Origin of the sequence: Limnobacter alexandrii (genome assembly GCF_005871185.1) — a bacterium.
Classification (GTDB): Bacteria; Pseudomonadota; Gammaproteobacteria; order Burkholderiales; family Burkholderiaceae_B; genus Limnobacter; species Limnobacter alexandrii.
In genome coordinates this window covers 151,262-178,037 of record NZ_SWKN01000006.1, presented here as the reverse complement: position 1 = coordinate 178,037, position 26,776 = coordinate 151,262, and the positions used below count along the sequence as shown (strand labels likewise).

Here is a 26,776-nt window from a genome sequence, read left to right as displayed (position 1 = left end):
GGCGCTTTGCAGGGTTTAGAATGCGGCCTGTGCCTTATTTTGAAGAATGCAACACCATGGCCCAGTGGTATGTGATGTACACCAAGCCTCGCCAGGAATGTGTGGCGCTGGAAAACCTGCAACGCCAAAGTTACGAGGTGTTTTTTCCGCAAGCCCGCGTGCAAAAACGCAAGGCGGGGCTGGGTACGGTGCAAGTGGTTGAGCCCTTGTTTCCCCGCTATATGTTTGTTCACCTCGAGGTTGGGGTAAGCGATTTTTCCAAGCTGCGTTCAACCAAGGGATGCATGGATTTGGTGAAATTTGGTGGCAAGCCGGCCATTGTGCCGCCGGAATTGATCGAGCTGATTCAAGCGCAGGTCGATGATGATTTTGTACTCGACTTGCTTACGCTTGACAGCTTGGAAGTGGGTGGAGCGGTGCGGGTGGCCGAAGGCCCGTTTGAAGGAATGATGGGCAAAATTGCCGCACAGAAAAGCGATCAAAGGGTGATCGTGTTGCTCAATGTGTTGGGGGCCGAACGCAGCGTAGAGCTGGCCCGCAGTCAGCTTGACAGGGCCTGAGCTTCACCCAGACATGATTTCAGTTTGTTCAGAAAGTATTCAGGTTCAACGGGTTTGAGCATCCAGGCCTGTACACCCACCAGCCTTGCTTCGGCGACCAGGCCTTTGTCTGACAACGCGCTCATCACAATAATGGGCGTGTGCCTGGATACCAGCCGAACGCGCTTGCAGAATTCGAGGCCGCTCATGCCTGGCATGTTGACGTCGGTGACAATGAGGTCGGGGGTGCCATGGTCAACAATGTGTTGCAAACCTTCTTCTGCGCTGGATGCGGTTTGTGCTTCAAACCCGGCCTGGCGGATCACTTCCGCATACACACTGCGAATGGACCGGGCATCATCAAGCAACAAGACAGTTTTCATGTTGATTTTCCATTTCACCTTATCGAGATGGAATGTTAAATCAACATGAAATTTTAAAGACAACTTTTAACCATAGTTAACCATGGCCTTACGCCGGGCTTACTTGGTGCGGTTCCAGTCGTTGATGCAACCCACTTGCACCGTGTTGCGAGCCACCGGGCCGGTTTGCGTCAAGGTGCGGTTTTCGCCGGGCATGATGTACAGCTCGGTCATTTGTGCACCCACCAGCACGCGGCAACGCTTGGGGTGCTCTTTGTGCTGGTTTTCAATGTAGATCACGGTTTCTTCACAAGACTGCGTGACGTTGGCTTTGGTAGTGCCATCGGAAAGGTCTTGTTCTTGCTTGCCTTCGATATTGCACATGGTGGCGGAGGTACCGCTGTTCTCGGCAGGTTTGTCGTTGTTGGGCAGCGGCGCGACTGCCACGCAAGCTGCTGCAAGAGAAGAGGCCGCGGCAATCAAGCCAAGGCGTGCGAATAGATTCACATTGATCGTCATGTTCTGTCCCTAATAAACTAAAAGCTGGCTGATGCCTGTGATAATTGAAAATGCTTCGAAATGCACAATTGGTATTGTGACTTATTGTGTATTTTTTTGTTCAGCCCCCATTCTAAGCAATTTACTGACCAATCATGACTTTACTTGTTACAGGATCCGCAGGTTTTATTGGCTCGTGTTATGTGCGGCAACATTTCGAGCACAGCAGTGAGCCTGTTGTAAGCCTGGATGCCCTAACGTATGCAGGCCACTTGAGCACCTTGGGTTCGGTGTTGAGCCGGCCTGAACACAGCTTTGTGCATGCGTCGATTGGGGATGTAAATAGTGTGCGTGAAATTTTTTCGCAGCACAAACCCCGAGCAGTGTTGAACTTTGCTGCTGAAAGCCATGTGGACCGATCCATTCTTGGGCCGGGCGAATTTATTGAAACCAATGTGGTGGGCACCTACCGCTTGCTGGAATGCGCACGCGAATACTGGAATGGTTTGGAAGGTGAGGCCAAGGCCAGGTTTCGCTTTCTGCATGTAAGCACCGATGAGGTATACGGCACCCTGGCGCCAAACGATGCGCCGTTTTCTGAAACCACGCGCTACGAGCCCAACAGCCCCTATTCAGCCAGCAAGGCGGCCAGCGACCACCTGGTGCGCGCCTGGCACCACACCTATGGCTTGCCTGTGTTGACCACCAATTGCAGCAACAACTACGGGCCTTATCACTTTCCCGAAAAGTTGATTCCCTTGTGCATCATGAATGCGTTGAATGGCAAGCAACTGCCGGTTTATGGCGACGGCCAACAAATTCGTGACTGGCTGTTTGTGGAGGACCACACCCGTGGCATACGCACCGTGCTTGAGCAGGGCAAGCTTGGCGAAACCTACAACATTGGTGGCTGGAACGAAAAAGCCAATCTGGATGTGGTGAAGCTGATTTGTACTTTGCTGGATGAACTGAAGCCGCGTACCGATGGCATTTCTTATTCAACGCAAATTGCGTTTGTGACCGACCGCCCGGGGCATGATCGCCGTTACGCCATTGATGCGCGAAAAATAGAACGCGAGTTGGGTTGGAGGCCGGTTGAAACTTTCGAGACGGGAATTCGGAAAACCGTGCAGTGGTATTTGGCGAACCAGGCTTGGGTTGCTGAAGTGACCGCAGAACGGTGATTTGTGAGCTGAACTTGAACGGTCACGGTTGTAGCTTCTGCCAACGTGGCGTGGGTGACTTTTGATCTGAACTTGAAGGGTCACCGCTGTAGCTTCTGCCAACTCAGCGTGTGTTACTTGTGCCGCATGTCAATGGCGACTCTTGATCTGAACTTGAAGGGTCACCGCTGCCCGAAAACTTGGCATATCGTCTTGTCTGCTTGAGCCTGCACTAAGCCAAGCCCTCCAAAAGAAACGGTCGGGTCTTGGCTTTCGCTCCAGGGCGCGATCGTTTGTCTCTGCGCGCCAAGCCGGCAAGTTTTCTGACTGGTCATCGTGCGACCACTTGCAAGTTCAGCTCAGCGTCACCGGCGGCTGAATTTACAGCCCAATCGGCGGCGGTGTTTCGATCGCCTCGCCTTCAAGAAAACCTGCCCGTTTGAATTCATCCGTCACGGTCGGCCAAAGGCCGGCACCGAGACTCGGCCCGCCCTTTTGCCGAGCGAGGTGAGTCAGGGTGAATCTCAAAAAGGGAAAACCAGGTTTTCAGGCGATAGATTGAAACCCAAGCCGATCGGGCTGTTAAGGAGTGGCGCGTTATCGGAACCCAAGCCGATCGGACAGTTAACGAGCAGTCGAGAAAGCGGAACCCAAGCCGAGTGAGCCACGCAAACCTGCGATCATTGCGGTTAAACTATCGCAACAGTTTTCAGGAGAACTTCGCTTTGGGAATTCGCGTACTCGTGCTCGGCGCACAAGGCCAGCTGGGCCACACCATCGGTCAACACGCCAAGCCAGCCTTGATGGAAACCATGGACGCCTGCATCAGCTACGGTCGCGACAAAGCCGACCTGTCCAAACCCGACACCCTGATCAACGCACTGAAAGATGTTCGTCCCGACGTGGTCATCAACGCTGCGGCCTACACCAACGTAGAAAAAGCAGAAACCGAACCCGAACTTGCACACGCCATTAACGCAAAGGCTGTTGGTATTTTGGCCGAGCAATGCAAGAAGCAGGGCGTGGCGCTGGTGCATTACAGCACCGACTACGTGTTCGACGGAAAAGCCAGCAAGCCCTACACAGAAACCGATGCCACCAACCCATTGAGCGCCTACGGAAAGTCGAAACTGGAAGGCGAGAAATACCTGAAGGAAGTGGGTGGCAACTGGGTGGTGTTTCGCACGGGCTGGGTGTACGGCCAACGTGGCAATAATTTTTGCAGAACCATGATTAAGCTTGCGCAAGAGCGCGATAACTTGAAAGTGGTGGATGATCAAACCGGTGCGCCCACACCCGCAAACTGGTTGGCTGAATTGGGCTTGAGTGTGGCTGGTGTTGTGGCCATGCACCGCTACAAAACCATGGGCAAACTGGCCCCCACTTTTCTGCCCGATTTTCCTTCCGAGATTCCCAGCGGTGAAATTTTCCACGCCAGTGCGGCGGGCGTGACCACGTGGTTCGACTATGCTTGTTTGGCCATTGAACATGCCCACAAGCAAGGCATTGTTCAGCGCATGCCCAACATTGAACGTGTAAAAACCGAGAGCATGAATTTCGCTGCACAGCGCCCGGCGTATTCGGTGCTGGACAACACGAAGTTGATGAACACCTTCCGCGTCAACCCACCGGAGTGGACGAAAGGTGTGCGCAATTTTGTACTGAATTACTAGGCGCTAAAACCTGTTTCAGTGAATGCGCAACACCGTGCTTTTTACCGAGGCCCAGGCACCCACCATCACCAATACCACCCACACCAGAATCAGCCCCAGCGCGGTAATGCCGCTGGGTTGCTCGAAGCGGAAATCGCGATCAAATTCGCGAATGAAGGTACCGGCGGCATCGTCGGCCAAGCCCATGGCACCGCTAACCACGGCATAGGCCAAACCAAAAGCCACCAGCGCCAGGCTGACCGACCACCACAGGGTAGGGCGGCCCACTTCAGTGTCGGTTGCGCCCAGCGATTTCAACACATGCACTTCAGCCTGGTTGCGAATCAACTGCAGGCGCACAGTGTTGAATGTCACCACCAGCACCATGCCTGCAATTAACACCGCCAAAGCCATGGCAATAATTTGTGTGCCGTTCAGCACCGACTGAAGCCTGCGAACCCATTGCGCGTCGTACTGCACATGCTCCACGCCCGTGAAGTTTTGCCACTGCGTAATTTTATTTTCGATGGCTTGTGTGTCGGTGGTTGCGTCCACTTCCAGCACCACCACCACGGTGTAGGGCAACGGGTTTTCTGGCAGGGCCTGTGCCAAATCGGGTGTTTGGCTTTGGGTGCGCAAACGCTCCATGGCTTGTTCAGGTGTCACAATATTCACGCTGTCCAAGTCGAAGTCGCGCTTCAATTGCGCGGCTGCGCTTTTCACGGAATCAAGCGTGGCATCAGGCTTGAAGTACAGGCTGATTTCGGGGTCGCCCACCCAACGGTCCATGCTGGGCACAATGGCGCTGAGGCCCTGTGCAATGGTCCAGGGCATGGCCAAGGCAATGGCCAGCACCAGGGCATTGAACAGGTGGCCCAGTGGCTCATCAAGCCACAATTTCAAACCAGCGGAAATTGAAAACCACTGCAAACGTAACCAACGCATGTGTTGTCTCTTAAAAGTGGATCAAGCCCCGTAGGCCTTGTTCAGAAAGTCTTTGGAAAAAGTTTGTACGCCTGCTTCGCGACCACCGTTGTGCGACAAATCGGCGGGCGCTGGAAGCACCGCACCTTCACCCAGTTTTAAACGATGGGTTACGCGGTTAAAGCGGTGTGCCTCGTGGGTGGCCACAATAATTGTCACGCCCGCGCGGTTGAATTCTTCCAGCAGGCCCACCACGCGTGCAGCAGATTCATCATCAAGCTGGGCCGTGGGTTCGTCGGCCAACACCAGGGCTGGTCGATTAACAACCGCACGTGCAATTTGCAAACGCAATTGTTGCCCGCCCGACAATTCACTGGGCAACATGCGGTCGGTGTGGCTTAGGCCCACGCGGGCCAGGGCGGCCTTCACGCGGCTTTGAATATCGGCCTCAGAAAGACCCACCACGCGCAGGGGCAGGGCCACGTTGTCAAAGCAACTGCGGTTGTGCAGCAGTTCAACGTCCATGCCGGTGTAGCCCACATTGCGACGGTAGTGTGCGCGTTCGCGGCGGTTCAGTCGCGCAATCGAGCTTTTGCCCACCAGAATGTCGCCTGTGCTGGGTTGTTCGAATGTGGCCAGCAGGCGAAGAATGGAGCTTTTGCCAGCACCCGAGTGGCCTTCCAGCAGGGTGAACGAGCCCTTGGGCAGTTGGAAATTCACGCCCTTCAAGGCGGCGTGTGTGCCGTACTTCAAGGTGACGTTTTTGAATTGGATCATGCGGTTTGATTTCCGTCGGTGTCGATGCCAACCAACGCGTTGGCAAATTCTCGGGGGCTGAAGGGGCGCAAGTCGCCCATTTTTTCACCCACGCCAATAAAGGCGACAGGCACGCGTGTGCTCATGCTCATGGCCGCCAGAATGCCACCTTTGGCGGTGCCATCCAGCTTGGTGACCACCAGTGCGGTCAGTGTAAGTGCATCGTTGAAAGCCTTGATTTGTTGCAGGGCGTTTTGACCATTGGTGGCATCGACCACCAACACAATTTCATGCGGTGCATCCATCTTGGCTTTGCCCAGCACTTTCTTCACTTTTTTCAACTCTTCCATCAGGTGAATTTGCGTGGGCAGGCGGCCTGCGGTGTCTACGATCACAATGTGACTGTTGCGGGAAATGCCCGACTGTACTGAATCAAATGCCACGGCTGCGGGGTCGCCACCCTGTGCGGAAATGACATCCACGCTGCTGCGGTTGGCCCACACATCCAGCTGCTCGCGCGCGGCCGCACGAAAGGTGTCGCCAGCGGCCAACAGAACGGAGTAGCCAATTTCAGCATAGTGGTTGGCCAGTTTGCCAATGCTGGTGGTTTTGCCGGCACCATTCACACCCACCACCATCATGACCAGGGGGCGGGCACGGTCTACACCCATGCTGGTTTCAAGCGGGCGCAGCAAATCAAACACCGCATCGCGCAGCACCAGGCGAACTTGCTCAGGGCTGGTCAGGCCCTTTTGGTACACCGTGTCGCGCACCTTTTGCATCAGCAGTTCAGTGGCGGGCAAGCCGCAATCGGCCAGCAACAGGCGTTCTTCCATTTCTTCGAAAAAGGCTTCGTCGACCTTTTCGCCAGTGAACATGGAGGAAAGGCCGGAACGGGTTTTGGTCAAGCCCGATTTCAAACGACCTAGCCAGTCCTGTCTCTGCCCAGGAATCTGCATGTAAAACTCCAATTGAGGAAACTAAGCGGTGTGAACGACTGTCACACAGCGAGATGTTGAATGACTTATTCTACCATTGAGCTTAAAACGGACGTTTGCTGTAAAAGGTGTCTTGAATGATAAAAACAGGTTTTCAACTGAATTGGCGTTGGGCGGCTTCGGCTGCGGGCGCTTTGCTGATTGCAAGTTCTCAATTGCTGATGACCAGCGCGGCCCAGGCCGCCGATGGCGATGTGACTGAATACACGCTGAACAACGGTTTGCGTGTGGTGGTGAAGGAAGACCACCGTTCGCCCACCGTGGCGCACATGGTGTGGTACAAGGCCGGCTCGATCGACGAGTACAACGGCACCACAGGTGTGGCCCACGTGCTTGAGCACATGATGTTCAAGGAAACCAAAAACCTGAAGGTTGGCGAGTTTTCCGAAACCGTGGCTGCTTTGGGTGGGCGCGACAATGCATTCACCAGCCGCGACTACACGGCTTATTTTCAGCAGTTGCAGGCCAAAGACCTTGGCAAGGTGATGGCCCTCGAAGCCGACCGCATGGCCAATTTGATTCTCAGTGAAAGCGAGTTTGAGAAGGAGATCAAAGTGGTGATGGAGGAGCGCCGTTACCGCACCGACGACCAGGCCACTGGCAAGCTGTACGAGGCTTTCATGGCCACGGCTTTTCAGGCCAACCCCACGCGCACCCCGGTCATCGGCTGGATGAGCGACCTTGAAGCCATGACCTACAAGGACGCGCGTAAGTGGTACGACACCTGGTACACCCCACAAAATGCGGTTTTGGTGGTGGTGGGCGATGTGCAGCCCGCCCAAGTGAAGGCCATGGCTGAAAAAACCTACGGCAAGGTGAAACCCAAGAAGCTGGAAGAGCGCAAGCCGCAGGAGGAGCCCAAGCAGGAAGGCATACGCCGCGTGCAGGTGAAAGCCCCGGCAGAAAACCCCTACCTGATTATGGGTTTCAAGGTGCCCAAGTTGGTGGATGTGTTGAAAGACCGCGATGCCTATTCTCTCGCTGTGCTGAGCGCTGTGCTCGATGGATATTCCGGTGCGCGTTTGAATCGCGAGCTGGTACAAAACCAGAAAGTGGCTTTGCAAGCGGGTGCCAGTTACGACATGACAGGCCGTGGCCCTTCGCTGTTTTACTTGGACGGTGCACCGGCCCCGGGCCTAACCGTAGAGGCCCTGGAAAAAGCTTTGCTGGCCCAAGTGAAGAAGGTGGCTGATGAAGGTGTTAGCGAGGCTGAACTGGCCCGCGTGAAAGCGCAGCTGATTGCCAGCCAGGTGTACAAGCGCGATTCCGTGTACGGGCAGGCTGTTGAAATTGGCCAGAACCTGACCATTGGCTTTGAAGTGGGTGACATCGACCGAATGATTGAGCAGATTAAAACCGTGACCGCGCAGGAAGTGCAGTATGCCGCGCAAACATTTTTCGACCAGGATCAATTGACTGTGGGCACCTTGTTCCCCTTGCCAATTGACCCGAACAAGAAAGACGCGCCGCCCAAGGGTTTGACTCATTAAGCAATTGAGCACCAACAAGTTATGCAGGGATTTACAACCATGTTGAGTAGCAAGAACAAAGTATTTATTCGCGGCCTGTTTGCCGCAGGTGCCACGGCTGCTGCAGTGTTTGCCGCGCCCGCCAACGCCGCATTGCCCATTGAAAGCTGGACTGCAGCCAGTGGTGCGAAAGTGATGTTCATGCGCGCCGAAGCATTGCCCATGCTGGATGTACGTGTGGACTTTCCCGCAGGCAGCCGCGCTGACCCCAAGGGCAAAGAGGGCTTGGCCAGTGCCACAGGCGACATGATTGGTCGCGGGGCTGAGGGCTTGTCTGAAAACGACATTGCCGATGGTTTTGCTGACACTGGCGCACAGTTTTCAGGGGGTGCCAGCAGCGATTCCGCAGGTGTACAATTGCGCACGCTCACGTCCGAGCCCGAGTTTTCCAAAGCAATTGCATTGATGAAAACCGTGCTTCAAAAGCCGGTGTTCAATGGCGATATATTGTCGCGTGAAATGGCTCGCAGTGTGGCTGGCCTGAAAGAGGCTTTGACCAAACCCGACACCCTGGCCGACCGTGCATTTGCCAGTGCCTTGTACCCCAATCACCCTTATGGCACGCACACAACCGAAGCCAGCCTGAAGGCAATAACATTGGCTGATGTAGAGCAGTTTTACAAAACCCGCTACCTGGGCAACAAAGCGGTGGTGTCGCTGGTGGGCAATATTACCCGCGCACAGGCAGAACAACTGGCCAATGAATTAACGGCTGGCTTGCCGAAAGGAGAGCTGCAAGGCAACCCCTTGGGCGGCACTGATTTTCAGGAATTGCAGGCGGCCATGACAGGCCAAACCATTCAAATTGATCACCCGGCTGCGCAAAGCCATATTTTGATGGGCTTGCCCGCCATGCGCCGTGGCGCACCGGATTACTTTGACTTGCTCGTAGCCAATCACATTCTTGGGGGAGGTGGTTTTGTGTCCCGCCTCATGGATGAAATTCGCGAAAAGCGCGGGCTTGCTTACAGTGCCTATTCTTACTTCATGCCAGCCGGCGATGCCGGTCCGTTCCAGGCGGGTGTGCAAACCAAGAAAGAGTCCACCGCAGAAGCCGTGCAAATTATGCGCAAAACCATTTTGGACTTTATCGAGAAAGGCCCCACACAGGCTGAACTGAATGCAGCCAAGCAAAATCTGATTGGTGGCTTCCCATTGCGGATCGACAGCAATGGCAAGTTGCTGGGCAATATTTCCATGATGGGTTTGCATGGTTTGCCGCTGGATTACCTTGACAACTGGACCGCTGAAATTGACAAGGTGACGGTACAAAGTGCCCGCGAAGCTTTTGCCAAACATGTGAACGCTGACAAGTTGGTGACCGTGGTGGTTGGCGGAAAGGTTGAGTAAGCTTCGAATTATTGGCGGCGCTTGGCGCAGGCACATGCTGCCGATTGCCCCGGTGGAGGGCTTGCGGCCCACACCTGACCGGGTTCGTGAAACCGTGTTCAACTGGCTGGGGCAAGACTGCACCGGCATGGCAGTGCTCGATTTGTATGCCGGCACTGGGGCATTGGGTTTCGAGGCGGCCTCGCGCGGGGCCAGCACCGTAGTATTGGTAGAACAAAACCGCCAAGTGGCTGCCCAGATGCAGGAGAACAAGGCCTACCTGTTGTCGAAGTGGCCAGCAGAAGAGGGCAGCCCGCCCTCCATTCAAGTTGACGCCAGTGATGTGTTGGCCTGCCTGAAACGCCTGGCCAGTGCGGGCAAGCAGTTTGACCTGGTCGCACTCGACCCACCCTTTCGAAGCGAGTTGATGCAAGCCACTTTGCCCTTGATCAAGGCGGTGCTAAAACCCGCTGGGCTGGTGTATGCCGAATGGCATGAAAACCTGCTGGCCGACGAGCCTGCACTGTGCAAGGCGTTGAATGTTCAAGAAATTGATGCTTTGCGTCATTTAAAAGCGGGCCAAGTGCATGCACATTTGTTCGCCCTGCCTGCTGTGTGATACAAAGCGGGGATAGAGCAGTATCACGCGAACAAAACCCTTTGATATGGAGATCAGCGATGCGCATTGCTGTATATCCCGGAACATTCGACCCGTTAACCCGTGGTCATGAAGATTTGGTGCGCCGCGGCGCGAAGATTTTCGACAAATTGGTGGTGGGTGTGGCCGACAGCCCCAACAAGAAGCCTTTCTTCTCCATGGACGAGCGCGTGCAAATTGCACGTGAAGTGCTAAGCCACTACCCGAATGTTGAAGTGAAAGGGTTTCGCGGTTTGTTGAAAGACTTTGTGCGCGACAACAATGCCAATGTGATTATTCGTGGCCTGCGTGCGGTGAGCGATTTTGAATATGAATTTCAAATGGCGGGCATGAACCGTTATTTACTGCCCGACGTGGAAACCATGTTCCTGACACCTTCTGACCAGTACCAGTTTATTTCCGGCACCATTGTTCGGGAAATTGCTTCCCTGGGCGGCGATGTCAGCAAGTTTGTATTTCCTTCAGTTGAACATTGGTTGAACCAGAAGCTGGGCCTGACCCCGCAGCAGGTGATCAACAAGTAAAGTGAGCGTATGGCTTTAATCATCACCGATGAGTGTATTAATTGCGACGTGTGCGAGCCCGAGTGCCCGAACGGCGCAATTAGTATGGGTGAAGAAATTTACGAAATCGACCCTGGAAAATGCACCGAGTGTGTGGGGCATTTCGATGAACCGCAATGCGTGGTGGTGTGCCCGGTTGAATGCATTCCCAAAGACCCGGCCCACCCCGACACGCAGCAACAATTGCTGGGCAAATTTTTCAAACTGCACCCCGACAAAACACCTTATTTGCCAGCAGAAGGGGATTCAGCGACAGCATCCAAACCAGCCCCTACTGAGGGTTGTTGAACAGGACACAGCACCAGGCTTGAGTTCTCCAGCGGGTGTTGGTTCAACACCCTGAACCAGCCTTCCTGCCAGGCCCAGTAGGGTTTGTCTTCCCGAATTTTGGTTTTATCGGCTTCACAATTCAATTCACGAAGCTGTGCTTCGGCGGGAATGCCTTCACTGCCTTGAATGGTTGCGGGTTGCAATTCAAGCACACTTTTTGATGCGGTGAAGTTCATGTTGAACGTCCACGCCTGGGCGTCTTCATGGGTGTAGGTCCATTCTGCTTTTTTCAGTGTCCAGTCTTGGGCGGGTAGGCCACCTTCGAACTGCTGCGCAGAAAATGCAGCCTGGTGTGTTTCAGGCAAATCATCGCGGCGAAGGTAAGTGCGAAGATTGTCCCCGTTGAGTTTGATGAATGGCGCGCCTTCGCCATTGTTGGCTTGCAGAATTCGAAGCGCGAGAAAGTCCTGCTCCGCCGTTCCTGTCCAAGGGAATCCGCTCCACTGACCATCCAAATCAATTTTCAGTTTGTTCAGAATGATCTCGCGCATGGCACCCGCTTCGGTTTGCGCGTTCATGGCCAAATACAACTGGTTATTCTCCTGTGGGCTTTTTATGCTCAAGCGCCAGCCAAGGTTGAATTGGTTTTCTGTGCTGTTGCCGCCCAGTTGAAATTTAAGTTGTTCAATTTTCCCGCTGATTTCTTGTTGTGCTGCGGTGTTGCGCACGGTGAATAGCGCCTGTTCCAGTTCCAGTTTTTTCAGGTTCAGGTTTGGCGTGAAAAAACCGGGATTGGCCACCTGCGTACTTTGCCAGGCACGAGCGGCCAGCGCCACTGGAAGAACCGGTGTGCAGTCCAGGCTAATTTGCGTGCAATCGGCTTCCTTTTCAGCCTGAACAGCCAAGCCTTTTAAGGTCAGCGACTCAAGCTGAATTCTCCCTTGCTTGATGGACTCAAAGGCATTCATGCCCAGCCTGATCAAGGCCAATTGCAGGTTTTCCTTGCGGGTGGGGTCGTCAATTTCTATTTCAGAAATGATGAGTTGCGGCTTCAGGGAAAGGGCAAGTACCACGCGTTTGACGTCAATGCGCTGGTCGGGATACTGGTTGCGAACACTGTTCAGCTTGGGTTCCCAAATGAAGCGTGGCACCACAACGCCATGGGCCAAGATAAAAACCAGTGAAAGTAACAGCAAAACTGCTGCAACACCCGTTAATGCTCGGTACATAAAGAGTCAACGTGGTTTGTGCAAAGCAATACCGTATCACAACGCCGCTGCGGTATTGAAAATTTTGAAAATAATTTGAACCGGTTTTTGAATGACGCCGACTTACCTCTCACTGATTGACTTTGAAGGTAAACAACATGGCCGTTTATACCCCGGAAACATGCAAGTGGCTGGCACTGGTGGCCTTGCTGTCAAGCCTGCCTGCTTTGGCAACTGCTGAGGTGCAGCAGCGCACTTCCATCCGCGGTGTTGCGTCCAACGTGGCTGTCATGGGTGGCGAGGCAGTTTCCAGCATGTCGAGCGGAGCGGGATTACAGCAAGGCAACTCTACACAGTCTTCATATGTCACTGGCGTAGTAATCAATGGTGCCATAGGCCCGGGAAGTCATTCTTCGGTTTTTCTCTCGTCCGCTCACAAGGTGCGCGGTAGCAATATTCAATTGAGTTCATTTAAGGGTGCGCTAGTGAATGGCTCGGCACTGGTGGCCAAGGCCAGTGTGCAAGTTGCGAGTGTGGCAGGCGATGTCAGTGGAAGCAATACGCAAATTGCAAATGTAAGTGGGGCTGTGGTGAATGCAGCTGCGCTGGCCGCGAAATCGACGGTTCAAATTGCCAGTGTGGGTGGCAATTCAAAAGGATCAAACCTGCAAATAGCCGATGTAAAAGGTGCGGTTGTCAATGGTGCAGCACTGGTTGCGAAAGCAGATACCCAGTTGGCTTCGGTTGGCAAGAACGTCAAAGGCGCAAATACGCAAGTGGTTGTAATGCGTGGTGCCATTGTGAATTTGGCAGGTGCAGCTGCATTGGCAGATGTGCGTGTGGCTTCAGTGGGCGGCTCGGTAAATGGTGCAAATTCACAAAGCGCAGTGGTTGCTGGTGGCATTGTGAACCTGGCCGCATTGGCTGCAAAAGCATCTGTGTTGGTGGCTTCCAGGCCCGGCAGTGTGGGGGGCAATGCGCAGTCGGCATTTGTGGGTGGTGGCGTGGTGAATGTTGCTGCATATGGCCAAAGCTCAACGGTTGAAATTGGAAATTAGTGGGCATGCGTTCGGCCCGCTTTCAGGTTTTACAAAGACGAACGTTTTTAAATTCTGGAGAAAATTATGTTGAAGTCTGTTTCTTGTGCAGTTGCTTTGTTGATGTCTTTTGCAATTGCAGGTACCGCATCTGCTGAAATCACAATCAAAGGTAAGAATGATCAGCAAACGCGTGTTGATGGCGCGGTTACCAATATTGCAATTGGTTCTGAAACCGAGGCCGAGCAAAACCTGTCGTCGAATGTGGGTACCGTTTCTATCGGTGGTGACAACAAGCAGGTCACTGAGATTGAGGGGGCGGTAACCAATATTGCAATTGGCAGCAAATCCAAGGCCATGCAAAACATATCTTCCAACCGCAGCCTTTGATTTTTCATGTGGCCCCTGGGTATTTAACCACGGGGCATTTGTTTTTTCAGGAGCGGTTTGATGAACAAGTTGATGTGCAGTGCCTTGATTTTTTTATGCAGTTTTTCTGTGCAAGCCAAACAGGAAGACCCCACACCCCGGCGGGAAATGAGCCCCAAGGATGCAGCTACGGTGACAAGTATTCAGGCCAAACGCTGGACCACATTTGGGCAAGCGCAACAAATAGCCCGAACCGAAAGTGGCAACAAACCTGGGCAAAAAAGTTGCGTGACCCAAGTTGGGCAACCCAGCCCGCCAGTGAATGACGCGCCAAAGTACGGCCCGCGCCAAACGCCTCAAATGGTGGTGGTAACAGGCAGTGTAATTAATGTGTGTAACTGAGAAAAAATGAACAAAGTTCAACAGCGATGGAGTGGCTTGGGTGCCATGCTTCTGATTGCGATCTCGGGATGTGCAGTCAATCCCCGCAATGATGCCGATTTTTACGAGTCAGCATACACCTACAACAAGCCAGTTGTTGCGCCCATACGATCTGTGTCCAATTTCAACGAGGCACTGGCTTGCATGGACAAGCTTCTTGCTGATTCAGGGCGCGGGCCCACCTTGGTCACCAGCAAAGCAATTCCCGATGCCTCGGGGCGCCTGTTTGTGGGCACCAAAGACATGGTTGTAACTGCTTTACATGCCATGTCCAGAACCAGCAATGCTTTTCGGTTTGTCGATTTTGAGTTGAACCAGCTTTCTCAGGATTCTGTGCAGGGCATGACCAATTGGGCCATGAGCAAAGGTTATGTGCAATTGCAAATGCCCAGAATTTATGTATCGGGGTCCATCAGTTTTATGGACCAGAACATTCGCAGTGAGCGCCAGGGTGCCGGGCTGGCAACACCTTTGTTCGATTTCGGTGCAAGCCGGGATAAAAATTCCAGTGTGTTCGGCATGGACCTGCACTTGGGCGATTTTACAACCCGCACGCTGATTCAGGGCATTGCATCCGCCAATGAAATTGTAGTGGCCAATGCGGGTATGGGTACGGATGCTGGTGGGCGAATTAACAAAACCGGGGTGCAATTCAACTTGGGTGCAGAAGTGTCTCAGGGTGTTGGCCCCGCTGTAAGGTCGTTGGTTGACCTGGGCATGATCGAGTTGATTGGCAAATGGGCACAATTGCCTTATTGGCAGTGCTTGGCGCTTGATTCAAGCCACCCCGAGTACATGGCCCAAATGCTGGCGTGGTGGGAGAAAATGACCACAGAACAGCGGGTGCGATTTTTTCAAACCAGTTTGAGCAAGCAGGGCTATTTCGCTGGGCAGCTAGACGGCAAACCGAGCGCTACGCTTGAAAAGGCTATTTTGGCTTACCAGGCAGACCAAAACCTGATTGAAACGGGGCGAATCAATTTCGAAACCTACGCCCAATTCATGAGAAAGCTGGTGGTGTTCGATGAGGCCGGCAATTTGACCCAAATTGGCTGGCCAGCCACTGCAAAACCGGCAGCACCAGCCAAGCCGACCTTGACCGTTCGGCTGAACAAGGACGACAGGGTGTACTACCCTGGCGAGAATTTAACCTGGACTTTCAATACCAGTCGGCGTGCCTATGTGTACTGTTATTACCAGGACTCAGCAGGTGTAATTTCGCAGGTTTATCCCAATATGTTTCAGAACCTGCAACCCGTGGCAGGCAACAAGGCGATTGTCATTCCTGACCAAACCCTCGAAAAAAACTTTTTGATCACCCTGAACCGACCAGGTGTTGAAACTTTGTTGTGTGCGGCGTCACCTAATCAGTTGGCCAGTCGTTTTCCACCGGCATTAAAAGCAAAACCGCTTTTGCCCATGCAACATGTTGACAGCATGGCAGAGATTCAGCGGGCGTTTTCAATATTTGGTCCTGATGAGGCCGATGTACAGGTACTGCGCTGGACCGTGCTTGGTAACAATTAATTGAAGCGGAATCAACATGAAATGGTTTACACATTTTGTTTGCATGGGTATTTACTGTGCAGGCTTTCTCGGCCAGGCGGTTGCGCAAAACGGTTCGGTGACTGTTCCTCCTCACAGTGGCAGGGTGTCTCCGTCAACGATTGATGCCAGGCCGGGAAGTGGCCCTCCCTCTCCGTCTACGGGCAGGGAAGGAGCAGTGCCCGATCCTTCGTCTTTTGATATTCCGGAAATTAGCCCAACAGCTTTGCCTCCCCCTGCCGGTGTGCCCGGGGTGGCTGCAAAAGGGAATTCGAGTTCCGCGGTGCAACCTTCGCTGAGCAGTTTGCTGGGCTCCAGCAATTCAAGTAACGCGGAAAACGCAGCCACGGAAGCGGCAAATATGGTGTTCCTGAAGTTTGGATATGCGCAGGGAAGCCCGGTTTACCTGATTGATGAACGCAGCCGCGAGGGACTTGTTTTTTTCTCGGTACCCGTCCAAGAGTTTCAGCGAATTACAAAGATGGTGTTGCCTGAACTTGAGCCCGGCTTGTTAACCCAGGTGCCGATTCGGCCTGAATTACATTTTGCGTTGAAACAGTCGTTTGCTGGCTCACTGTTTCAAATTGAATTGCCAACAGGACTTGAAAATTCATCAGATGGCGGGGTCCGAGTAGTCACCACGCTTGAGTCGAAATAAATCTCTTCAAACTTAATTAATCGGGAATCAGATGAGTAAAATTTATCAACAGGTGGCTTTTGGTGTTGCATGTGTTGTTGCGGTTGGTGCCGTGTATGCTCAAACTGCACCACTGGATCGGTTGCGTGAGATCGTTCGAAATAACGTGGCTGCAGCAGCAGAAAGTCATATTGGTAAAGGAAATGAAATTGGTCCTACTACAGCCTCGTCCGCTGGCGCTCAGGCAGTATTCATCCGGGAGCTAAACCCACAGCCGACACGGGCACCCCGTGCCCCGGCTCGCACTTCCCGCGCTTCAACACCCGCACCAGCAGCCCGAATTGCGCCCAGCAAGGTGGTGCCAGTGGCTGCACCTGCTGTTGCTGCGGTGCCTGTAGTTGCTGCCCCCATGGCCGCTCGCGTGTCAGCATCAAGCTCGGCAACTTCTTTGTCGGCACCTGTGCAGCAGCCCATGCTTTCGGTGCAATCATTTTCAGCACCGTCCTTGCCCCAGCAAACCGAACCAGCCAGCGCAATCAGTTCAATTGCTTCACCCGCAAATGCCGGTATCGATTCTGAAACGCGAGTTTCCTTAAGCAGCCTGTTGGCCCTGAATACAGGCGATATTGAGACACCTGCCGAGCCCCTTGCTGACCCCACCGTTTACTTGATACTTCAGCAAGCGCAAGGAAAAGCGTTTTACCTTGTTGATCAACAACTCAATGAAGGTTTGTTGTTCAGGGCGCTGCCAGCCGAGGAGTTTGAACGGGTGGCCGGGTTTCAATTACTGAATGTTCAGCCAGATACTCTGGTGGGTGTTTCCATGTCACCCAACCTTCATCAGGAATTGATGGCTACTTCCTCGCAAGCCATTGCGAAGGCAGATGAAGGCGTGGGCCTGGTCAAGTTGCCCGATGGGGTGGTGCGTATTGTTTCCAGTTTTCAAAGTGATTCCGACAAATGAAATTGTTGGCCTTGCCCTGGGTTTTTTTGACTGCCTTGTTTTTTGCAGGCAGTGCTCTTGCAAAACCCGGTTTAATTGATACAAACCCTTTTCCCCGAATTGAGGTTGCGCAGCACACCAGCTTGATTCGACGCGCAGAGGTGGATCAGTCGCGAGATTTACTGTACACCGCAGCCGACGACAAAACCATTCGCGTTTGGCAGTTGCCTGAATTGAAATCACTCAAAGTGTTTCGGGTGCCTGTTTCTGCTGGTCATGAAGGGCAGCTGTTTGGTTTGGCGTTGTCTGTAGATGGCACAGTAATTGCCGCTGCGGGCTGGACAGGCTGGGACAAGGAACGCACTGCATCGGTATTCTTGATTGATGCGCAAAGCGGTGCATTTCTGGGGCGCATCAAGAATTTGCCGCAAGGTGTTTCTGCGCTTCGCTTTTTGGGTACTTCGAATTACTTGGCCATTGGATTAATGGGCAATGCAGGTTTACGGGTTGTTGATGTACGTACTCAACAGGTGTTGCTGGAGGACACTGAATACGGGGCCGATATTCGAGACATTGTGATGAACAAGCAGGGTGAACTTGCGGTGGCCAGCCTTGATAAATTTGTTCGTTTGTATGGCGCTGATTACACCTTGCTGGGTCGAGTCAAGCCCGATCCAAATGCAACGCCCCTCACTGTTAGGTATTCACCAAACAATCGCCAGCTTGCTGTGGGTTATTTCGAGCATGCTGACGTTCATTTGTTGAACTCTGACACCTTACAGGTGGATTTGAAAATCAAGGCAAACCACCTGACCTTGGGTAAAAATGTTCATTCACTTGAATGGTTGAAGGGCGATCACCGTGCCGAGCAAACCATAGACAGGCTGTGTGTTGCCGGCGAGGCCTTGAAAGCAAAGCTGGTGAAAACAGCCTGTTTTCAGGTTACGCATGGGGCAAATAATTCTGTTCAAATCAGCGACGCGCAAAGTTATTCAGTAGCACACTCCAGCATCAATGGCATTGTGCGCTGGAAGAATGACTGGCTTGTACTGTTGACTGGCGAGCCCGCTTTGCATGTGATGAACAAGGCCGGGAAAATTGAATATTCAGCCCGTTCATCCGTGTTGAATTTTGAGGGTACATCGAAGCTTCTTGCGTTGTCTGATGATGCGCAACGTGTTCAGTTCACTGCTGACAACGGGGCTGGCGAATTGCTTGAGCCCATGTTGTTCGACGTGGCGCATGGGCAACTGGATACCAAAAAGAAAAGTGTCTCTCAACGTGGTGTGAAGCTGATACCCCCTCGGCAAACTGTGCCAGGCCAGCAGTTCGACCTGGCCGACCGCTACAAGCCCACATTGAATCAGCAGGCTTTGCAGCTGGAGGCGTTTGAGCGAGTTGAAAGCCATGCCTGGTCTACAGATGGCAATGCTTTGTTGCTGGGCACTAGCTGGGCTTTGCGGCACCTCGATCATCAGGGCAAGCAACACTGGATCGCTCGACTGTCTGCCTCAGCATGGGCAGTTAACTTAAGTGAAGATGGAAAATGGGCTGTGGCCGCATTGTCTGATGGCACCATTCGCTGGTTTTCCACCGCAACAGGGCGTGAGCACCTCGCTTATTTTCAACATGCTAACCGCAGTGACTGGATAGCCTGGCAGCCCAATGGTTTGTACATGTCTTCTCCGGCGGGTGATCAATTTCTAGGTTGGCACATTAACAGAGGCATGAACCAAGCTCCCGACTTTTTTCTGGCAGCCCAGTTCGAGAGAACCTTGTACAAACCCGAGCGGGTTCAAAAAACTTTGTTGGAAAACAGTGCCACGCCCGACAACCTTGTTTTACAAAATGTGTTGCCACCACGGGTTAGCATTCGCACTGAAAAACTGGTTCAACGCGCCTCGGGGGAATGGGCGCTTACATTGCGGATCAAGGGTGAAACCCTGGGCCCAAGGCCAAACGACTTTATTGTATTTGTGAATCAGATTCCTGTTACTGCACCTTCCGAGCGGCGTTTGGGTTGGCGAGACAGAAGTGGTTTTGAGCGTGAAATTCAACTTGTGCTGCGCGACCGTTTCAATGAGCTTCGGGTTGAGGCCATGACTGATCATTCCCTTGGGCTTGCGCAGACCACAATTCCTTTGCCAGAGAAAAATTCCAGCCCTATACGTCAGCAACGGGATCTAGGTAACCTGTACGTATTTGCTGTGGGCGTTAGCGGGTTTAAAAACCTGTCAGCTGAACACCAACTTGATTTCGCAGCCAGTGATGCCGTGCAGTTTTCGCAGGCCATGCAACAGTTTGGCAGTTCCAATTATCGCAAGGTGAATATTCGTTTGCTGGCCGATCAGGCTGAGCAAGGCCCCACCAAGAACAATATTGAAGATGCCTTGAAGTTTCTTTCTCAAGCCCGCGCGCAAGACACGGTGATGATGTTTCTAGCTTCCCATGCCGTGCAGGACGTGCACAAAAATTATTACTTTGTGCCCGCCGATGTTACTGTGGCCGACCTGAAAAGCCTGAACGATCTGAGTCCCAATTCACGCACCAAACGAGAAAGCCTGATTTCCTGGGAGGTGTTTTTCGAAGCCTTGCGCAACACGGCGGGGCGTCGAATACTGATTGTGGACACTTGCCACGCGCAGGGCATTGAGGGGCGTTTGAACCCGGCCTCCTTGATCAAACGCTCGGTTTCCTCATTGTTTCCCATGTTGCTGGCTTCCGCCAAAGATGAGGATTCACAGGAATATGCGCCAGCAGGTCGCGGCCTGTTTACACATGGGTTGCTTGAGGGGCTGCAGCAAACCACTGCCAGTGGGCGCACCTTGACCGTGCAAAGCTGGTTTGATCAAGCGGTGCCCTTGGTTACCCAGTTGCGCGACCAAACCATTGGGCAGCAAACGCCGCAGCTAATTGCCACGTCTGAAATGCGCAACTGGCAAATTCTGGGGCAATAAATTTATTGAACCGGAAATGCCTGCGCGCCGACTCACCTGTTGTATTCAATTGATTCACAAATTTTCATGCTGATTTTTTTCGTGCTGATTGCGCCATGACCACCCGCGAATCCATTGCTGACTTGATTCAGAAAATTGCTTTGCAAGACCAGGATGCTTTTCAGAGCCTGTACACCGCGTTTTCCCGACGCATTTTTTCTTTTGTGAAAAACCATTTGCATTGCGATGAAATGGCCAAGGAGGTGGTGGTGGACACCATGCTTGCAGTGTGGCGTTCAGCCGGTACCTTTGGTGGGCGTTCCAAGCCCGAGGTTTGGTTGTTGGGTATTGCTCACAACAAATTGCTGGACCGCTTGGACAAGGAACGTCGCCATCAAGCGGACTATCTCGAAGACCTGGGCGACTGGCAGTCATTGTTGGGTAGTTGTGATGACTGCGAGCAGGAGCGCATGCGGCAAGACCTTGGCGAGGGCGTCAGGTTGTGCATGGACAAACTGGGAATTCAGCACCGTGAGTCGTTGACACTGGTCTATTTCGACCAGCTGACCGTGGCGCAAGCTTCGGAAGTCACCGGGGTGCCAGAGGGCACGATCAAAACACGCCTTTTTCATGCCAAGCAGAAGCTGAAAAACTGCGTCAATAAACTGAAAGGTTTGCTATGACCGTCAATGAACTGGATTTAAGGCGCTTTGCCGAGCAATTGCCTTTTTTTGTAAGCGGCACGTTGGATACCGAGCAGCAACGCTGGATGCACTTTACCTTGGGTGCGAACCCCGAGTTGCATGAACAGCTGCGCTGGCACCAAGCCTTGATGAGGGAAGTTGTACTTCAAGAGGAAAACGCGCAATTGCAGGCACCCGCAGACCTTGGGTGGGCTGATATTCAAGAGCACTTGGCCAAGTCTGATTCGCTGTCATTTTTCAAGGAGACCTATGCACGTTTCATGGCGTGGTTTTCCACACCCGTGCGTGTTGGCTCATTTGCAACATCGTTGGTACTTTTTGCGGCAGGTACCGCAGTTCTGATGGGGTACATGGTCCAGCCGGAAATGTCTGCACCGTATTCCGATTTTAGAAGTTGCGGTGTTTTTTCCGAAGACCGTGACTACGCATACTTCCAGGTCGGTTTCAAGCCGAATATTGGCGAGCAGCAAATTCGGCTTGTCTTGATACAAAACAATATCTCGATTGTAGCGGGCCCGACGCACATGGGCGAGTACACCGTGAAGGTTCCTCGCCGCATGCTGGAAAGCAACGCAGACCTGTTGAATTCACTGGATGTAATTGAGTCGGTTTCGTCGATTCAGTACCCACATTAACAGGCAGGACGATATCCATGAACAGCGTGAAAGGCGTGGTATTCAAGTGTTGCCTGGCCGTGTTGGTTTGGTTTGCTGTCAACGGCAATGCAGAGGCCTCCGAGCGTAAGGTTGCACTGGTGATTGGCAATTCGCAGTATGCGTCCGCACCCTTGCGCAATGCCTTGCAAGATGCACGGTTAATTGCCAGTTCGCTGCAAAGCCTGGGCTATCAGGTCAAGTTGCTGGAGAACAAGAACCAGCGTGAAATGATCGTGGGTATGGAGGACTTCTGGCGCATGGGTCGCGATGCAGATGTACGTGTGTTTTTCTTCGCAGGCCATGGCCTGCAATATCACGGAAAAAATTACCTCATTCCCGTGGATGCAGTCATCAATTACGAACATGAAATATCTCCCAGATCGGTTTCGGTAGACGACCTCTTGCAACGCCTGGGCAGCTACAAAACCGGGGTCAATATCTTGATGGTGGATGCATGCCGGGCGTATCCCATACCGAAAAACATAGACCCCGGATTGGGACGAATTGGCGGAACGAAAAAGCGTTCACTGTTCGACAAGCCTGGCGGTTTGGCTGCCCAAACAGCACCTCAAGGCACGCTGATCGCCTATTCCACCGCGCCTGGCGAGTTGGCTTTTGACGGAAAAGAAGCCGTCAGCCCCTATGCTCAGGCCTTAAGCAAACACATTCAAACGCCTGGTTTGCATGTGGAACAAATGTTCAAGCGAATTCGTGTGGATGTATTGAAGGCCACCGATGGTGCCCAAACACCTTGGGAGAGTAACAACCTCATTGGTGATTTTTGCTTCACTCCAGGCCACCGGGGCCGTTGTCTTTAATCGAACGGAGAGATCATGATTGCGAAATACCTGCTTTTAATGCTGTGTGGCTTGGGTGCAATAGGGGTGCTGCGCCCGGCAATCGCGGACAGTAATGAGAGTGACACCACCGTATTTTCGGGAAAGGAGCCAACTGTTGACGAATTGATCAAGGCTTTGTCCCCTCGGCCTGTTGGCCGAACAAAAACCCGTTCGCTCGATTTGTCGCTTCTAAGTGAAGAAGACCGTCAGCAGCTTGCACAGTACAGTGACAGCCTGGAAGAACGTGGATTGGACCTTCCTGCAAAGCCGGCTGATGTTAATTTATCCAAGGCCAGCCTGGACATGATTGAATTCGAATTTGATTCGGACCAAATCAAGCCCGAAGCTTGGTCGGTTTTAATACAAGTATCAAAAGCAATGCAATCTGCGGCGCTTGAGGGACAAAAGTTCACAATCGAAGGGCATACCGATGCAAAGGGCACAGATAGCTACAATCTAGAGCTGTCCAAGAGAAGGGCGGAGGCAGTAAAACTTGCTTTGGTTAAACAACTGAAGGTACCTGCAAGTCGCCTTTACACCATCGGTAAAGGCGAATCACAGCTGTTGAATTTGGCTGAACCAGAGAGTGGCGACAACCGGCGAGTGGTTTTTGTGGCGTTCTAAGTGGTATTTGTAGCATCAGCTGCTACCACCCAATTAAACGTTGAACAAGAAGTTGAGTACGTCGCCGTCTTTCACCACGTATTCCTTGCCCTCGGCACGCATTTTACCTGCCTCTTTGGCACCGTTTTCGCCTTTGAACTGAACGTAGTCTTCGAACGCAATGGTTTGAGCGCGAATAAAGCCGCGCTCGAAGTCGGTGTGAATAACACCGGCCGCCTGAGGGGCTGTGTCACCGATGTGAATGGTCCAGGCGCGCACTTCTTTCGGGCCCGCAGTGAAGTAAGTTTGCAGGCCCAACAGCTTGAAGCCGGCACGAATGACACGGTTCAGGCCGGGCTCCTTCATGCCGATGCTTTCCAGAAACTCCATTTTATCGGCGTCGTCCAGATCAGCAACTTCCGCTTCAATGGCAGCGCACACTGCCACCACAGGTGCATTTTGCTTGGCGGCATATGCTTCCAGGCGTTCAACCAAGGGGTTGTTCTCAAAGCCGTCTTCAGCCACGTTGGCCACATACATGGCTGGTTTTGCGGTGATCAATCCGAAGCTTTTGATGGCGAACAATTCTTCTTCGTCCAGACCCAGTGCACGCACGGGTTTGGCCTCGTTCAACTGCGCTTCGCAACGCTGCAAAATGGCCAGAAGCTTGGCAGCCTCTTTGTCGTTCGCACGGGCTTGTTTGGCATAGCGGTGCACCGCTTTTTCAACCGTACCCATGTCGGCCAGGCACAGCTCGGTTTCAATGGTTTCAATGTCGGAAAGTGGATCGACTTTGCCGTTCACGTGGATCACATTGTCGTCTTCAAAACACCGAACCACGTTCACGATGGCATCGGTTTCGCGGATGTGGGCCAAAAACTGGTTGCCCAAGCCTTCACCTTTCGATGCGCCGGCTACCAAGCCCGCAATGTCAACAAACTCGACGGTGGCTGGCAAAATTCTTTCCGGCTTCACAATATCGGCCAGTTTCTGCAGACGCTCGTCAGGAACTTCAACCACGCCCACATTGGGCTCGATGGTGCAGAAGGGATAGTTTTCAGCAGCAATGCCCGCTTTGGTCAGCGCGTTGAACAGGGTGGATTTACCGACGTTGGGAAGGCCAACGATGCCGCATTTGAGGGTCATGAGAATTCGCTAAGTGCTTAATAGAATGGGGTGAATTGTACCGCGCCTAGCGATTCACGTTGGCAAGCCAGGTTGAAAAGTCCTCTGCCATGCGTTCGCTTTCGCGAATTGCTGCCTGCCAAAGCGGTATGCGAATACGGTGATCAAAGTTGTACCGTTTAAAGTCGCTTCGGTCCGGGATTTTTTTGGCGGGTAGTCGTTTCACAAATTCTGGTGAAGGGCACACCAAAATGACATTGCTCATCCATTCCGGGTTGGCTTTGCGAACCTTTAAAAATTTATCCAGCCAACCCGGGGTGACTGTGGGGGCAAAGTGCGGGTAAAGCACCAGGCCGTCCAGGCGGTGGTAGGGCAGGGCAAGGTGGTAGTCGGTGAGGCCACCGTCCCAGAAGGGGCCCTCGTGGTATTTGACCTCCGGGTGATCTTCACGCAAAGCCTGCGCAATTTTGTGCACAGGGTTCAGCACAAATGGAATGCTGCCGCTGGCCAGCAGGGCATCGTGAATGTTCAGGGCATCCAGCGCTTCGATTCGGGTTGGAATGCGGTCAAAGGGTTTTTTAAGCCAGTCCGTGTGTGCGCCTGGGCTTTGAAACACCCAGCGCTCGAAGTAGCTGGAAAGTTTGTTGCGGTTCACGCTGTTGGCCAGCACGGCACTGGCAAAGCCGCGTTTGCGTGCTCGTTGCTGCTGGGCATGGTGCAGCGGTGTTAGACCCTTGTTCACCCACACCAGCAATTCTTTTCCTGCCGGTTTTACCATGTGCTGGGCTTCTTCCGCCACCACGGCCTGCACCATGGATTGACACACTCGGCTTATTTCGTGGCGATCGACACCTTTGCTGTAGTCTTGCGCTTCAACATATTGCTGGGCGAGCCGCTTCAGCGTAGCTGATGGGTTGCTGCTGGCTGCCGCGGCCATGCGCCATGCACCAATCGATGCGCCGATCAATTGCAGGGGCTTCACGCCCAGTTCAGCGCGTGTTTTTAAATGATCAGCGCCCAGCCAGTCGTTGAACAAATACTGGTCAAGCCCATGCAGAATCAAACCTTTTGGGCCACCTGCCGCCGCAGGGATGGCGCAAATGTCTTCAGGCTTTAAGCCCTTGTTGGCAATGTGCGCTTTGGCGCGATCGCCCAAAATAATTTGTATGCTGCTTCTCATGCGCACTCCGTGTGAATGTGCGTGGTGGCCTGGCCAATTTGACCTTTTAAAATCAGCTCGGTGTTGTTCAATAATACGTCGATTGACTTGTCGATCGCTTGCTGGTGTTCATGGCCGGGGCGATGCAGCACAAAATCAGCCACGCCTTGCTGCAAGTTCAGACTACGCGGGTGCCCAATACCAATGCGTGCGCGCCAGAATTCATTGCTGCCCATGTGGGCGTGAATGTCTTTCAAGCCATTGTGGCCTGCGTGCCCGCCACCCTTTTTCATTTTGATTTGGCCGGGCAGCAAATCCAGTTCATCGTGCGCAACCAGAATTTCTTCGGGCTTGATTTTGAAGAATTTGGCGAGTGCGCCCACCGCTTGCCCGGACCTGTTCATGAACGTGGTGGGGAACAACAGCCACACGTCTTCACCCGCAAATTTAATGCGCGCCATGTCGCCAAAGAAACGCTTATCGCTTTGCAAAAACACATTGTGCTTGCGGGCCAGTGCTTCCAGATACCACACGCCTGCATTGTGGCGCGTGTCTGCATACTGGGGGCCGGGGTTACCCAAGCCTACGATCAGTTTGACTGGGGTGTTCACGATTCTAAAACTGCGATTGCATCGCGAGTGTCGTCAATGATCTCATAGCCATGATGTTCCAGTTTTCTCTGAATTTTCTTAAATTCATTAGCTGGAGTATGAACTTTCTCAAATTTGATTATTGCTGGTTTTACCTGTTCTAGATCCAACATATTTAAAACCTCGTGATCGAAGCCTTCTGTATCGATCTGAAGGTAGTCAATATTTGTAAGGCCTTGTTCTTGTATCAAAGTCATTAAGGGTTGACATGGAACCACTTCGTATTCGATGTCCTCTAACTTGATGTTGTGTTTCAACAGATGATCCTTGCTGAAGGACGCTATGCCGGAACACCAGTCGTCATATTGATCAAGTCGATTTTTCGAAACGCGATAGATAAAGGCCGTTGTTTCAGATGGATGGACAGCGACTCTCACCGGTTTAATCTGTGCGTGATGCTTGAAGTTTAGGCTTAGCCGTTCAAACATATCAGGCAAGGGTTCCACTACCACTCCCTTGCATCTATGTTTTGTAACGATCGGATATAGATTATCGAAACTTATTCCGTCGTTTGCGCCAATTTGAAGGAATGTCAGTGGGCCACGTTTTTTGATTAAGTCTTCCAGCAAATAGGGTGTTTTCCCAATCTTTTGAATCTTATATCCTTTCTTGTAAAGCCATTTATTTAAAACACGTCTCATAGTTTCGCCGTTTATTATTTTTAAAAAGATAAACCGCGAGTT

29 protein-coding genes are annotated in these 26,776 nt (G+C 52.7%); 19 read left to right on the top strand and 10 right to left on the bottom strand.

The window, feature by feature from the left end:
- The first annotated feature begins 20 nt into the window (after positions 1-20).
- Positions 21-560 (top strand): transcriptional activator RfaH, encoded by a 540-nt coding sequence (locus FCS97_RS01100; RefSeq protein WP_138515826.1) that lies wholly within the window; start codon positions 21-23, stop codon positions 558-560.
- Here the strand turns inward: FCS97_RS01100 and FCS97_RS01095 are convergent.
- Both FCS97_RS01095 and FCS97_RS01090 read right to left on the bottom strand, forming a co-directional pair.
- Positions 542-922: a response regulator gene (locus tag FCS97_RS01095; RefSeq protein WP_138515824.1), complete on the bottom strand. Its 381-nt coding sequence runs from the start codon at positions 920-922 to the stop codon at positions 542-544. The two genes, FCS97_RS01100 and FCS97_RS01095, sit on opposite strands and share 19 nt — an antisense overlap.
- A gap of 99 nt (positions 923-1,021) precedes the next feature.
- Positions 1,022-1,420 carry a hypothetical protein gene (locus tag FCS97_RS01090; RefSeq protein WP_138515822.1) on the bottom strand — a complete coding sequence of 133 codons (399 nt, stop codon included), beginning with the start codon at positions 1,418-1,420 and terminating at the stop codon, positions 1,022-1,024.
- Positions 1,421-1,554: 134 nt separating this feature from the next.
- Between FCS97_RS01090 and rfbB the strand changes: the two genes are divergently transcribed.
- Positions 1,555-2,583, top strand: coding sequence for a dTDP-glucose 4,6-dehydratase (gene rfbB, locus FCS97_RS01085; RefSeq protein ID WP_138515819.1), 1,029 nt, complete (start codon positions 1,555-1,557; stop codon positions 2,581-2,583).
- A 704-nt stretch (positions 2,584-3,287) separates the two neighbouring features.
- The gene (gene rfbD / locus FCS97_RS01080) at positions 3,288-4,235 is read left to right on the top strand and encodes a dTDP-4-dehydrorhamnose reductase (RefSeq protein WP_171035114.1); all 948 of its coding nucleotides are present in this window, start codon (positions 3,288-3,290) and stop codon (positions 4,233-4,235) included.
- 15 nt (positions 4,236-4,250) lie between these two features.
- Here rfbD and FCS97_RS01075 read toward each other — a convergent pair whose 3' ends face one another.
- From FCS97_RS01075 to ftsY, 3 genes are read right to left on the bottom strand one after another with little or no spacing between them, the layout of a single operon-like run.
- Positions 4,251-5,159 carry a cell division protein FtsX gene (locus FCS97_RS01075; protein ID WP_138515815.1) on the bottom strand — a complete coding sequence of 303 codons (909 nt, stop codon included), beginning with the start codon at positions 5,157-5,159 and terminating at the stop codon, positions 4,251-4,253.
- A 21-nt stretch (positions 5,160-5,180) separates the two neighbouring features.
- Positions 5,181-5,915: a cell division ATP-binding protein FtsE gene (locus tag FCS97_RS01070; RefSeq protein ID WP_138515813.1), complete on the bottom strand. Its 735-nt coding sequence runs from the start codon at positions 5,913-5,915 to the stop codon at positions 5,181-5,183.
- Positions 5,912-6,853 (bottom strand): signal recognition particle-docking protein FtsY, encoded by a 942-nt coding sequence (gene ftsY / locus FCS97_RS01065; protein WP_138515811.1) that lies wholly within the window; start codon positions 6,851-6,853, stop codon positions 5,912-5,914. Before ftsY ends, FCS97_RS01070 begins: the two co-directional genes overlap by 4 nt.
- A gap of 116 nt (positions 6,854-6,969) precedes the next feature.
- On the opposite strand from ftsY, the gene FCS97_RS01060 reads away from it, so the two are divergent.
- Genes FCS97_RS01060 through FCS97_RS01040 form a run of 5 tightly spaced genes read left to right on the top strand, consistent with a single transcriptional unit; the run spans position 6,970 to position 11,259 of the window.
- On the top strand, positions 6,970-8,382 hold the full coding sequence (locus FCS97_RS01060) for a M16 family metallopeptidase (protein ID WP_138515809.1): 1,413 nt from the start codon (positions 6,970-6,972) through the stop codon (positions 8,380-8,382).
- A gap of 39 nt (positions 8,383-8,421) precedes the next feature.
- Positions 8,422-9,771, top strand: coding sequence for a M16 family metallopeptidase (locus FCS97_RS01055; RefSeq protein ID WP_138515806.1), 1,350 nt, complete (start codon positions 8,422-8,424; stop codon positions 9,769-9,771).
- Positions 9,764-10,369, top strand: coding sequence for a 16S rRNA (guanine(966)-N(2))-methyltransferase RsmD (gene rsmD, locus FCS97_RS01050; protein WP_138515804.1), 606 nt, complete (start codon positions 9,764-9,766; stop codon positions 10,367-10,369). The genes FCS97_RS01055 and rsmD overlap by 8 nt, the downstream gene beginning before the upstream one ends.
- Positions 10,370-10,428: 59 nt before the next feature.
- Entirely contained in the window at positions 10,429-10,932 is a 504-nt protein-coding gene (gene coaD / locus FCS97_RS01045; protein WP_138515802.1) for a pantetheine-phosphate adenylyltransferase, read from the top strand.
- 9 nt (positions 10,933-10,941) lie between these two features.
- A complete protein-coding gene (locus FCS97_RS01040) occupies positions 10,942-11,259 on the top strand; it encodes a YfhL family 4Fe-4S dicluster ferredoxin (protein WP_138515800.1) in 318 nt (105 codons plus the stop codon).
- Here FCS97_RS01040 and FCS97_RS01035 read toward each other — a convergent pair.
- Positions 11,196-12,470, bottom strand: coding sequence for an AsmA family protein (locus FCS97_RS01035; RefSeq protein WP_138515798.1), 1,275 nt, complete (start codon positions 12,468-12,470; stop codon positions 11,196-11,198). The two genes, FCS97_RS01040 and FCS97_RS01035, sit on opposite strands and share 64 nt — an antisense overlap.
- A 137-nt stretch (positions 12,471-12,607) precedes the next feature.
- On the opposite strand from FCS97_RS01035, the gene FCS97_RS01030 reads away from it, so the two are divergent.
- The 11 genes from FCS97_RS01030 (at position 12,608) to FCS97_RS00980 (ending at position 23,180) form a co-directional block, all read left to right on the top strand.
- Positions 12,608-13,507: a hypothetical protein gene (locus FCS97_RS01030; protein WP_138515796.1), complete on the top strand. Its 900-nt coding sequence runs from the start codon at positions 12,608-12,610 to the stop codon at positions 13,505-13,507.
- A 66-nt stretch (positions 13,508-13,573) separates the two neighbouring features.
- Positions 13,574-13,876, top strand: coding sequence for a hypothetical protein (locus tag FCS97_RS01025; RefSeq protein ID WP_138515794.1), 303 nt, complete (start codon positions 13,574-13,576; stop codon positions 13,874-13,876).
- A gap of 60 nt (positions 13,877-13,936) precedes the next feature.
- Positions 13,937-14,257: a hypothetical protein gene (locus FCS97_RS01020; RefSeq protein WP_138515792.1), complete on the top strand. Its 321-nt coding sequence runs from the start codon at positions 13,937-13,939 to the stop codon at positions 14,255-14,257.
- Between the two features lie 6 nt (positions 14,258-14,263).
- Complete coding sequence (locus FCS97_RS01015; protein ID WP_138515790.1) at positions 14,264-15,823, top strand: DUF4384 domain-containing protein; 1,560 nt, start codon at positions 14,264-14,266, stop codon at positions 15,821-15,823.
- A gap of 16 nt (positions 15,824-15,839) precedes the next feature.
- Entirely contained in the window at positions 15,840-16,499 is a 660-nt protein-coding gene (locus FCS97_RS01010) for a hypothetical protein (RefSeq protein ID WP_138515788.1), read from the top strand.
- 31 nt (positions 16,500-16,530) lie between these two features.
- Positions 16,531-17,442 carry a hypothetical protein gene (locus FCS97_RS01005; RefSeq protein WP_138515786.1) on the top strand — a complete coding sequence of 304 codons (912 nt, stop codon included), beginning with the start codon at positions 16,531-16,533 and terminating at the stop codon, positions 17,440-17,442.
- On the top strand, positions 17,439-20,378 hold the full coding sequence (locus FCS97_RS01000; protein ID WP_138515784.1) for a caspase family protein: 2,940 nt from the start codon (positions 17,439-17,441) through the stop codon (positions 20,376-20,378). Before FCS97_RS01005 ends, FCS97_RS01000 begins: the two co-directional genes overlap by 4 nt.
- Positions 20,379-20,473: 95 nt before the next feature.
- Complete coding sequence (locus tag FCS97_RS00995; protein WP_138515782.1) at positions 20,474-21,040, top strand: RNA polymerase sigma factor; 567 nt, start codon at positions 20,474-20,476, stop codon at positions 21,038-21,040.
- Positions 21,037-21,696 carry a hypothetical protein gene (locus tag FCS97_RS00990; protein ID WP_138515780.1) on the top strand — a complete coding sequence of 220 codons (660 nt, stop codon included), beginning with the start codon at positions 21,037-21,039 and terminating at the stop codon, positions 21,694-21,696. Before FCS97_RS00995 ends, FCS97_RS00990 begins: the two co-directional genes overlap by 4 nt.
- A gap of 17 nt (positions 21,697-21,713) precedes the next feature.
- Positions 21,714-22,535 (top strand): caspase family protein, encoded by an 822-nt coding sequence (locus FCS97_RS00985; protein ID WP_138515778.1) that lies wholly within the window; start codon positions 21,714-21,716, stop codon positions 22,533-22,535.
- A gap of 15 nt (positions 22,536-22,550) precedes the next feature.
- Positions 22,551-23,180, top strand: a complete 630-nt coding sequence (locus FCS97_RS00980; RefSeq protein ID WP_138515775.1) for an OmpA family protein — start codon at positions 22,551-22,553, stop codon at positions 23,178-23,180.
- Between the two features lie 33 nt (positions 23,181-23,213).
- Here the strand turns inward: FCS97_RS00980 and ychF are convergent, their stop codons facing one another.
- Genes ychF through FCS97_RS00960 form a run of 4 tightly spaced genes read right to left on the bottom strand, consistent with a single transcriptional unit; the run spans position 23,214 to position 26,734 of the window.
- Positions 23,214-24,305 (bottom strand): redox-regulated ATPase YchF, encoded by a 1,092-nt coding sequence (gene ychF / locus FCS97_RS00975; RefSeq protein WP_138515773.1) that lies wholly within the window; start codon positions 24,303-24,305, stop codon positions 23,214-23,216.
- Positions 24,306-24,351: 46 nt separating this feature from the next.
- The gene (locus tag FCS97_RS00970; protein ID WP_138515771.1) at positions 24,352-25,464 is read right to left on the bottom strand and encodes a patatin-like phospholipase family protein; all 1,113 of its coding nucleotides are present in this window, start codon (positions 25,462-25,464) and stop codon (positions 24,352-24,354) included.
- Complete coding sequence (gene pth / locus FCS97_RS00965; protein ID WP_138515769.1) at positions 25,461-26,054, bottom strand: aminoacyl-tRNA hydrolase; 594 nt, start codon at positions 26,052-26,054, stop codon at positions 25,461-25,463. Before pth ends, FCS97_RS00970 begins: the two co-directional genes overlap by 4 nt.
- A complete protein-coding gene (locus FCS97_RS00960; RefSeq protein WP_138515767.1) occupies positions 26,051-26,734 on the bottom strand; it encodes an FkbM family methyltransferase in 684 nt (227 codons plus the stop codon). Before FCS97_RS00960 ends, pth begins: the two co-directional genes overlap by 4 nt.
- Positions 26,735-26,776 lie beyond the last annotated feature (42 nt).

Bases quoted from the DNA above. Each gene is read 5' to 3' on its own strand.
- FCS97_RS01000 (WP_138515784.1), top strand. From the start codon at position 17,439: ATGAAATTGTTGGCCTTGCCCTGGGTTTTTTTGACTGCCTTGTTTTTT.
- FCS97_RS01010 (WP_138515788.1), top strand. From the start codon at position 15,840: ATGAAATGGTTTACACATTTTGTTTGCATGGGTATTTACTGTGCAGGC.
- FCS97_RS01015 (WP_138515790.1), top strand. From the start codon at position 14,264: ATGAACAAAGTTCAACAGCGATGGAGTGGCTTGGGTGCCATGCTTCTG.
- ftsY (WP_138515811.1), bottom strand. From the start codon at position 6,853: ATGCAGATTCCTGGGCAGAGACAGGACTGGCTAGGTCGTTTGAAATCG.
- FCS97_RS00970 (WP_138515771.1), bottom strand. From the start codon at position 25,464: ATGAGAAGCAGCATACAAATTATTTTGGGCGATCGCGCCAAAGCGCAC.
- FCS97_RS01020 (WP_138515792.1), top strand. From the start codon at position 13,937: ATGAACAAGTTGATGTGCAGTGCCTTGATTTTTTTATGCAGTTTTTCT.
- FCS97_RS01100 (WP_138515826.1), top strand. From the start codon at position 21: ATGCGGCCTGTGCCTTATTTTGAAGAATGCAACACCATGGCCCAGTGG.
- coaD (WP_138515802.1), top strand. From the start codon at position 10,429: ATGCGCATTGCTGTATATCCCGGAACATTCGACCCGTTAACCCGTGGT.
- FCS97_RS01040 (WP_138515800.1), top strand. From the start codon at position 10,942: ATGGCTTTAATCATCACCGATGAGTGTATTAATTGCGACGTGTGCGAG.
- FCS97_RS00980 (WP_138515775.1), top strand. From the start codon at position 22,551: ATGATTGCGAAATACCTGCTTTTAATGCTGTGTGGCTTGGGTGCAATA.
- FCS97_RS01075 (WP_138515815.1), bottom strand. From the start codon at position 5,159: ATGCGTTGGTTACGTTTGCAGTGGTTTTCAATTTCCGCTGGTTTGAAA.
- FCS97_RS01090 (WP_138515822.1), bottom strand. From the start codon at position 1,420: ATGACGATCAATGTGAATCTATTCGCACGCCTTGGCTTGATTGCCGCG.
- rfbB (WP_138515819.1), top strand. From the start codon at position 1,555: ATGACTTTACTTGTTACAGGATCCGCAGGTTTTATTGGCTCGTGTTAT.
- FCS97_RS00960 (WP_138515767.1), bottom strand. From the start codon at position 26,734: ATGAGACGTGTTTTAAATAAATGGCTTTACAAGAAAGGATATAAGATT.
- FCS97_RS01070 (WP_138515813.1), bottom strand. From the start codon at position 5,915: ATGATCCAATTCAAAAACGTCACCTTGAAGTACGGCACACACGCCGCC.
- FCS97_RS00985 (WP_138515778.1), top strand. From the start codon at position 21,714: ATGAACAGCGTGAAAGGCGTGGTATTCAAGTGTTGCCTGGCCGTGTTG.
- FCS97_RS01030 (WP_138515796.1), top strand. From the start codon at position 12,608: ATGGCCGTTTATACCCCGGAAACATGCAAGTGGCTGGCACTGGTGGCC.
- FCS97_RS00995 (WP_138515782.1), top strand. From the start codon at position 20,474: ATGACCACCCGCGAATCCATTGCTGACTTGATTCAGAAAATTGCTTTG.
- FCS97_RS01005 (WP_138515786.1), top strand. From the start codon at position 16,531: ATGAGTAAAATTTATCAACAGGTGGCTTTTGGTGTTGCATGTGTTGTT.
- FCS97_RS01055 (WP_138515806.1), top strand. From the start codon at position 8,422: ATGTTGAGTAGCAAGAACAAAGTATTTATTCGCGGCCTGTTTGCCGCA.
- FCS97_RS01035 (WP_138515798.1), bottom strand. From the start codon at position 12,470: ATGTACCGAGCATTAACGGGTGTTGCAGCAGTTTTGCTGTTACTTTCA.
- FCS97_RS01025 (WP_138515794.1), top strand. From the start codon at position 13,574: ATGTTGAAGTCTGTTTCTTGTGCAGTTGCTTTGTTGATGTCTTTTGCA.
- FCS97_RS00990 (WP_138515780.1), top strand. From the start codon at position 21,037: ATGACCGTCAATGAACTGGATTTAAGGCGCTTTGCCGAGCAATTGCCT.
- FCS97_RS01060 (WP_138515809.1), top strand. From the start codon at position 6,970: ATGATAAAAACAGGTTTTCAACTGAATTGGCGTTGGGCGGCTTCGGCT.
- ychF (WP_138515773.1), bottom strand. From the start codon at position 24,305: ATGACCCTCAAATGCGGCATCGTTGGCCTTCCCAACGTCGGTAAATCC.
- FCS97_RS01095 (WP_138515824.1), bottom strand. From the start codon at position 922: ATGAAAACTGTCTTGTTGCTTGATGATGCCCGGTCCATTCGCAGTGTG.